Origin of the sequence: Caproiciproducens sp. MSJ-32, assembly GCF_018918055.1 — a bacterium.
Taxonomy (GTDB): domain Bacteria; phylum Bacillota; class Clostridia; order Clostridiales; family Clostridiaceae; genus Clostridium.
In genome coordinates, this window is the sequence record NZ_JAHLPS010000122.1 from 1 (window position 1) to 7648 (window position 7648).

7 protein-coding genes and 1 riboswitch are annotated in these 7648 nt (G+C 31.0%); of the genes, 5 read left to right on the top strand and 2 right to left on the bottom strand.

The genetic code is table 11. The features are described from left to right. Nucleotides 1-370: 370 nt before the first annotated feature. Complete coding sequence (locus tag KQI16_RS12280) at nucleotides 371-1441, bottom strand: branched-chain amino acid aminotransferase (RefSeq protein WP_216434822.1); 1071 nt, start codon at nucleotides 1439-1441, stop codon at nucleotides 371-373. A gap of 215 nt (nucleotides 1442-1656) precedes the next feature. Next, a riboswitch (Lysine riboswitch) is annotated at nucleotides 1657-1839 on the top strand. Nucleotides 1840-2076: 237 nt separating this feature from the next. On the opposite strand from KQI16_RS12280, the gene KQI16_RS12285 reads away from it, so the two are divergent. The 5 genes from KQI16_RS12285 to dapB are packed head-to-tail and all read left to right on the top strand — an operon-like array spanning nucleotide 2077 to nucleotide 6996. Continuing rightward, nucleotides 2077-3069 (top strand): diaminopimelate dehydrogenase, encoded by a 993-nt coding sequence (locus tag KQI16_RS12285; protein WP_216434824.1) that lies wholly within the window; start codon nucleotides 2077-2079, stop codon nucleotides 3067-3069. A gap of 44 nt (nucleotides 3070-3113) precedes the next feature. Then, the gene (locus tag KQI16_RS12290; RefSeq protein ID WP_216434826.1) at nucleotides 3114-4316 is read left to right on the top strand and encodes an aspartate kinase; all 1203 of its coding nucleotides are present in this window, start codon (nucleotides 3114-3116) and stop codon (nucleotides 4314-4316) included. Between the two features lie 34 nt (nucleotides 4317-4350). After that, nucleotides 4351-5349 carry an aspartate-semialdehyde dehydrogenase gene (gene asd / locus KQI16_RS12295; RefSeq protein ID WP_216434828.1) on the top strand — a complete coding sequence of 333 codons (999 nt, stop codon included), beginning with the start codon at nucleotides 4351-4353 and terminating at the stop codon, nucleotides 5347-5349. After that, nucleotides 5346-6236 (top strand): 4-hydroxy-tetrahydrodipicolinate synthase, encoded by an 891-nt coding sequence (gene dapA, locus KQI16_RS12300; RefSeq protein ID WP_216434830.1) that lies wholly within the window; start codon nucleotides 5346-5348, stop codon nucleotides 6234-6236. Before asd ends, dapA begins: the two co-directional genes overlap by 4 nt. A 1-nt stretch (nucleotide 6237) precedes the next feature. Further along, nucleotides 6238-6996, top strand: coding sequence for a 4-hydroxy-tetrahydrodipicolinate reductase (gene dapB / locus KQI16_RS12305; RefSeq protein ID WP_216434832.1), 759 nt, complete (start codon nucleotides 6238-6240; stop codon nucleotides 6994-6996). Between the two features lie 274 nt (nucleotides 6997-7270). Here the strand turns inward: dapB and KQI16_RS12310 are convergent, their stop codons facing one another. Further along, a complete protein-coding gene (locus tag KQI16_RS12310; protein WP_216434834.1) occupies nucleotides 7271-7489 on the bottom strand; it encodes a hypothetical protein in 219 nt (72 codons plus the stop codon). Nucleotides 7490-7648: the final 159 nt, after the last annotated feature.

Consider the following 7648-nt stretch of genomic DNA (forward strand, 5'->3'; position numbering starts at 1 on the left):
AAGAGCACCGTCATCGCTTCCGTAACCACAGGTTACACGATAAGAAGACTTAAAGGTACGATTTAAACGCTCAATAACTTGTTTAACCCAACGATATTCAGCAGATACTGCATCATCATAAGAATATAAGCTTGCTGGAAACTATAATATTGAAATGTATACTCCACCTCAAGAAAATCCAGAGGATTATTATTGTGAAATTTGGATACCTGTAGAAAAAGTTTAGAGAATGATTAGGATAATTATAAGAAAAAAATGGGTTTTACAAATAATTAAGAATACATGTTAAAGTCAAAAAAAGAGCTACTTTTAACGGATTTTAATCCATTAATGAGATAGCTCTAATTTTTTAAGAATATGAAAATTCTAATTATTTTACTTCAATGGTCCAGTTCATAGTATCTGTAACTTTACCTAATTGAATACCAGTTATAGTATCATATATTTTTTGACTTAGTTCTCCAATTTTTCCATCTTTTATTGTCATAACTTCATCTTTCCATCTAAACTTTCCTACAGGAGAAATTACTGCTGCTGTACCTGTACCCCAAACTTCCTCAAGTTTACCTGTTTTATAGGCATCATAAATTTCGTCGATAGATATTTTTCTTTCTTCTACTGTTAATCCCCAGGATTTACATAAATCTATTACAGAAGCACGAGTAACACCAGGTAATATGCTACCGTTTAATTCAGGAGTAATTACAACTCCATCTATTTTGAAAAAGATATTCATAGCTCCAACTTCTTCAATATATTTACGTTCAACACCATCTAACCATAACACTTGTGAAAAGCCTTCGTCATGAGCTTTTACTTGTGCTGCCAGGCTAGCTGCATAGTTTCCGCCAGTTTTTGCTTCTCCTATACCGCCACGTACTGCTCTTACAAATTCATCTTCAATCCAAATGCCTACAGGTGCTAAGCCGCTTTCGTAGTAAGCTCCGCTAGGTGAAAGAATAATAATAAATAAATATGTTTTAGAAGGATTTACACCTAAAAATTCATCTGTAGCAATTATAAATGGTCTTATATATAAAGAAGTTCCAGCTTCGGTAGGAATCCAATCTTCATCAACTTTTACAACAGCTTTAATAGCTTGAACAAAATCTTCTTCATTTATTTCTGGTATGCATAATCTTTTATTAGTATTATTTGCTCTTCTAGCATTCATTTCAGGACGGAATAAAAGGGTTCTTCCATCTGCTGTTTTATAGGCTTTTAATCCTTCAAACATTTCTTGTCCATAATGAAATACCATTGCTGCAGGAGATAAAGAAAGATTTTCAAAAGGTACAATTCTAGGATCATGCCAACCTTTACCTTCTGTATAGTTCATAATAAACATATGATCTGTAAAAATCTTTCCAAAGCCTAATGGTTGATTTTTCTTTGGTTTTTCTTTTGGTTTTGTTGTTTTTACAATTTTAATATCCAACATAACTTAGCCCCCAAACTTTTTTCGTTATTAGTTGTTAATATTTACTTAATATTTTGATAGTAATTTTATCATATTAACATTAAATGCACAACATTATTAATTTTTATTGTTATAATAAAGCAATAAAATTTTTATATAAAATTTTATTGACATATGCTGGATAGGGTGTTATTATAATACACAAGAAAATTGAATAAAAAAATCCTCATCCTAATGGGTGAGGTAGAGGCGCGATTTCTAAGAGTATCTATATGGAAGCCGGAAGCTAGTGAAGTATAGAGAAAGGAGGCATCGCCGAAGCTTCAGATACCAAAATCTGTTGCTGGGTCTGCAGTTAAGAGCTGCAGGACTGTCATCATAGTATTTGCTCGATATTATGATGTTGTGCTATCTCACATTGAGCTATAAGGGTAGGAGGATTGCTATACTTTTTTGTTATACGCGTTTAGCACCCGACAAACCTGTCGGGTGTTTTTTTAACTAAAAATAATTTGAATATTTCAATTATTAAAAAAATATAAAAAAAGATATTTATTTTATTCTTGCAAGAATAATTTAATAATATATTCAAAGCTAGGGGCATGCTTAAAAGGCAATAATAAAAGCAATAAATAATAATTTAGGAGGCTGATTATATGAAGGAAAAAATAAGATTAGGAATTGTGGGATATGGAAATTTAGGTAAAGGAGTAGAGCTTGCTATTAGTCAAAATCCGGATATGGAGCTGGCAGCTATATTTACTAGAAGACCTATAGGTAACATAAAAAGTTATGATGAAGGAGTTAAAATAGTTGATATTAATGAAGCTGATAATTATGTAAATGATATTGATGTAATGATTTTATGTGGAGGTTCAGCTACAGATATTCCAGTACAAGGACCTTATTTTGCTAGTATGTATAATACAGTAGATGCCTATGATAATCATGCAAAAATTCCAGAATATATAAAAGCTATGGATAAGGCTTCTAAGGAAGCTGCTAAAGTTAGTGCAGTGTGTTTAGGATGGGATCCTGGCTTGTTTTCACTAAATAGAGTTTTACTTGATGCCATGCTTCCATATGGGAATACTTATACTTTTTGGGGACCAGGTGTAAGCCAAGGGCATTCAGATGCTATAAGAAGAGTACCTGGTGTAAAGAATGCTATTCAATATACAGTACCAATTGAAGAAGCGGTTAAAAGGGTAAGAAATGGAGAAAATCCAGATTTAACTGTTAGAGAAAAACATAGAAGAGAATGTTATGTGGTAGCAGAAGAAAATGCAGATAAGAATAAAATTGTAAATGCTATTAAAACTATGCCTGATTATTTTGCAGACTATGATGTTAATGTAACCTTTATTACAGAAGAAGAATTATTAGAAAAACATTCAAAATTATTTCACGGAGGTTTTGTAGCAAGAAGTGGAAGAACAGGAGAGGATCGTACAAATAACCACATAGCAGAATTTTCTTTAAAAATAGATAGTAATTCAGAGTTTACAGCCAATGTTTTAGTAGCTTATTCAAGGGCTGTTTATAGATTAAGCAATGAAGGAAGTAAGGGGGTTAAGACTATATTTGATATACCATTAACATATGTATCAAATAAATCTATAGAAGATTTATGTAAGAGCTATCTTTAAAGTTAGTCTTTGTTTAGAAGGTAACCTTGGGGGGGATTGACATTATGCAATTAGTAGTTCAAAAATATGGGGGCTCATCAGTAGCAACACTAGAAAAAATGAATAAGATTGCTGATGAGGTAATTAAAAGAAAAAAAGAGGGCTTTAATGTAGTAGTTGTAGTTTCTGCAATGGGAAAAACAACAAATAATCTTATTGAAATGGCTAAGTCTATTTCAAAAGAGCCTTGCAAAAGGGAATTAGATATGCTTATGGCAACGGGAGAACAGGTATCAAGTTCTCTCTTGTCAATAATATTTCAAGAAAAGGGCTATTCTTCAATATCTTTAACAGGTTTTCAAGCAGGTATTAAGACAGAAGGAATTCATACAAAGAATAAAATTTGTGAAATAGATACTGATAAAATTAAGAGATATTTAGAAGAAGATAAGATTGTAGTAGTAGCTGGTTTTCAGGGAATTAATACGGAAGGAGATATAACAACATTAGGAAGAGGAGGTTCAGATACTACAGCTGTAGCTTTAGCAGCAAAGTTAAATTGTCATTGTGAGATATATACAGATGTGGATGGCATATATAGTGTAGATCCAAGAATTTTTCCAAATGCTAAAAGACTTGATTATATAAGTTATGAAGAAATGATGGAAATGTCTTGTTTAGGTGCTAAAGTCATGGAAGCTAGATCTGTAGAACTTGCTTACAAATATAATGTGCCAATTTATGTAGCTTCAAGCCATCAAAGAGGAAAAGGAACATATATAAAGGAGTTTGATAAGGAAATGGAACATAAAGTTATAACTGGATTAACTGTAAGTGATAATGTATTAATGGAAACTATTAACAGAGTTCCCTATTCATCAGAATATATCTCGGATATTTTTAGCAGATTAGCAAAAGAAGAAGTTAATATTGATATGATAAGCCAAACATTTTCAGGTGATGGTTATGTTAATATATCTTTCACAACATCTAAAGAGGATGAAAGTACTGTTGATCTAGTAATGAAACAATATATTAATACACCAGGAATAAGTGTAAAGAAAGATACTGATATAACTAAAATATCAGTAGTTGGAATGGGTATGAGAAATGAATCTGGGGTTGCTTCTAAGATATTTAAATTATTTTCAGATAGTTCTATAAATTTTAAGCAAGTTACTACTTCTGAAATTAGTATTTCATATATTATAAATGCTTCTGATAAGGAAAAGGCAGTAAATGTTCTATGTGAAGCTTTTAATCTATAAATTTAAGCAGTAAATAAGATGTGGGGGGAAAATAATGAAAAAAATTAATATAGCTGTTGTTGGGGCTAGTGGAATGGTAGGAAGAAAAATAATTGAAATTTTAGAAGAGAGAAACTTTCCAATTTCTAAAATTTACTTTTTTGCATCAGCTAAATCAAAAGGACAAGTTATCAACTTTAGAGCTAAGGATTATTTTGTAGAAGAACTTAATGAAAACTCTTTTGATAGAGAAATAGATATAGCCTTATTTTCAGCAGGAGGAGAAACAAGCAAAAAGTTTGCGGCTATTGCTAGAGATAAAGGAGTTATAGTTATAGATAACAGCAGTGCCTGGAGAATGGATGAAGATGTACCTTTAGTTGTTCCTGAAGTAAATCCGGAAGACGTTAAATGGCATAATGGAATTATAGCTAATCCAAACTGTAGTACTATTCAATCAGTAGTGCCTTTAAAGGCTATAGATGAAAAATTTAAAATAAAAAGGATTATATATTCCACTTATCAGGCAGTATCTGGTTCTGGAGTTGCAGGCATTAGGGACTTAGAGAATGGCTTGAATGGATTAGAGAATACAAATTATCCTTATCAAATAGCTTTTAATTGTCTGCCACATATAGATGTATTTATGGAAAATGGATATACAAAGGAAGAAATAAAAATGATTGAAGAGACTAAGAAAATACTTGGCAGGCAAGATTTAAGGATAACTGCAACAACAGTAAGAGTTCCAGTTAGATATGGACATAGTATATCAATTAATTTAGAACTTGAAAAAGAATTTGAACTTGAAGAAGTATATGAAACTTTAAGAGAAGCTAAAGGGGTTGTAGTACAAGACAATCCTAAAGAAAATATTTATCCTATGCCAATATATGCAGAGGGAACAGATAGCGTTTATGTAGGGAGAATAAGAAGAGATTTTAGTATTGAAAATGGACTTAATATGTGGGTTGTAGCGGACAATATTAGAAAAGGTGCTGCTACTAATGCTGTCCAAATAGCAGAATTGTTGTTGGAGGAGTTGAGAAAGTGAGACTTTTTAGGGGATCTGGGGTAGCAATTGTTACCCCTTTTAAGAATAATAAAGTAAATTTTGAAAAGCTTGAAGAACTTATAAATTGGCATATAGAAAATAGTACAGATGCAATAATAGTTTGTGGAACAACTGGAGAATCTGCTACTATGAGTAAGGATGAAAAAAAGGAAGTATTAAGATTTGCAGTAGAGAAAGCTGCTGGAAAAATTCCTATTATAGCTGGAACAGGGAGCAATAATACAGCAGATGCAATAGAAATGAGTAAATTTGCTGAAAGTATTAAAGCTGATGGACTTTTGCTTGTAACGCCTTATTATAATAAAACAACTCAAAAGGGTTTAATTAAACATTTTACTGCTATTGCTGATGAAGTAAATATACCTATTATATTATATAATGTTCCAGGAAGAACAGGAGTAAACATACTACCTGAAACTGTAGCAAGTCTTGAAAAGCATCCTAATATAAGAGGGATTAAGGAAGCTAGCGGAAATATAAGCCAGGTAGCAGAAATAGCTAGATTGTGTTCTGATAATTTTTATATTTATTCAGGAAATGATGATCAAATTGTAGCAGTTTTATCTCTTGGAGGCTGTGGGGTAATTTCCGTAGCAGCTAATATTCTGCCAAAGGAAATTCATGATTTAGTTTTTAGCTTCTTAGAGGGAAAAGTAAATGAAGCTAGAAAACTTCAGCTTAGAATGAATTCTTTAATTAATTCATTGTTTATAGAAGTTAATCCTATACCTATAAAAACTGCAATGAATTTAATAGGAATGGATGCAGGAGAGCTTAGATTGCCCCTTGTAGAAATGGAAGAAAAAAATAAAAGTATATTAATAAAAAATTTATTAGATATGGGATTTAGAATTGAGGGGAAATAAGATGATTAAGGTTATGATATATGGGGCAAATGGAAAAATGGCTCAAGTTCTAAGTAGACAGATAGAACTAGAAAAAGACATGGAAATTGCAGTAGGTATAGATAGATATAATAGTGATGGAAAAAATAAATATCCTATTTATAGTGATCCTTATGAATATAATGGAGAAGTAGATGTTATAATTGATTTTTCTCATCCATCTAATCTAGATCAGATGTTAGATTTTTCTATAAAAAGAAAAATACCATTAGTTATTGCTACAACTGGACTTTCAGAGGAGCAGCTAAAGGAAATAGAAGATGCATCTAAGAAGACAGCTATTCTTCATTCCTCGAATATGTCTCTTGGGATTAACATTCTTTCCAGGGTATTAAGAAATATAAGCAAACTATTAAGTGAAGATTTTGATATAGAAATTATAGAAAAACATCATAATAAAAAGGTAGATGCGCCAAGTGGTACAGCTTATTTATTAGCAAATGTAATTAATGAAGTTTTAGATAATAGTAAAGAATACACCTATGGCAGGGAAGGTAAAAATGTTAAAAGAGAAAAAAATGAAATAGGAATTCATGCCATTCGTGGAGGAACTATAGCGGGAGAACATACAATAATATTTGCTGGAGATGATGAAATTATAGAGTTAAAGCATACGGCTTTATCAAAAAGTATTTTTGCCTTAGGTGCTATTAAAGCAGCACGCTTTATAGTTAAGTCTGAGGAAGGACTTTATACAATGGATGATATATTTTGTAAATAGTTTATAAAAGAATAGACTTCAAGTAATTTTTTATAAGTAAAAATATTTTTAAATTTTTAACTTTAAAGGTGCTGTTTCAGACAGCACCTTTTTAAATATTATGGTTTAACAAGAGTTAAATCATACAGAAGAGGCAATGCTCCCAAGGAATATTGGCTTAGAACTCTTCCTGTAATGATCCCAAAGACATGCCCTTAGGATTTGATTGTTATTATAGGTTTTAAAGTAATATTCACATGTGTTAGTGTTCATAAAAGCAACATATTTGGTATAATCAGCAGCTTTTACCAATGGTTGTGCTATCATCCTTATCTCCTTTAGTGTTCTTATAGTCTTCGCTATGCTGACCCTTATTATTGTTTTGATATTTACCAGTATAGGTATTATCATTAACTTTTCTAATAGTAATACTTTCAAAATATCCATTTATTAAAATTGAAGAAATATCTTGTATCATATCCTGATTTAAATATATTGGACTAAGCAAAGACATTATTATCTACCTGTTTTAAAATTATTATATATAATAATATCACTAGTGTTTAATTAATGGATTTTAAATCCTATTGACAAAAATATTATGTAATAAGCTTCTATTTTACCCAGCAATATATAAATGAAAATAGCCAGTAATCTTGCTTTAATATAATTA

What these genes read in the sequence shown, in the direction of transcription:
- KQI16_RS12280 (WP_216434822.1), bottom strand. Translation starts at nt 1,441, where the DNA reads ATGTTGGATATTAAAATTGTAAAAACAACAAAACCAAAAGAAAAACCA.
- KQI16_RS12285 (WP_216434824.1), top strand. Translation starts at nt 2,077, where the DNA reads ATGAAGGAAAAAATAAGATTAGGAATTGTGGGATATGGAAATTTAGGT.
- KQI16_RS12290 (WP_216434826.1), top strand. Translation starts at nt 3,114, where the DNA reads ATGCAATTAGTAGTTCAAAAATATGGGGGCTCATCAGTAGCAACACTA.
- asd (WP_216434828.1), top strand. Translation starts at nt 4,351, where the DNA reads ATGAAAAAAATTAATATAGCTGTTGTTGGGGCTAGTGGAATGGTAGGA.
- dapB (WP_216434832.1), top strand. Translation starts at nt 6,238, where the DNA reads ATGATTAAGGTTATGATATATGGGGCAAATGGAAAAATGGCTCAAGTT.
- KQI16_RS12310 (WP_216434834.1), bottom strand. Translation starts at nt 7,489, where the DNA reads ATGTCTTTGCTTAGTCCAATATATTTAAATCAGGATATGATACAAGAT.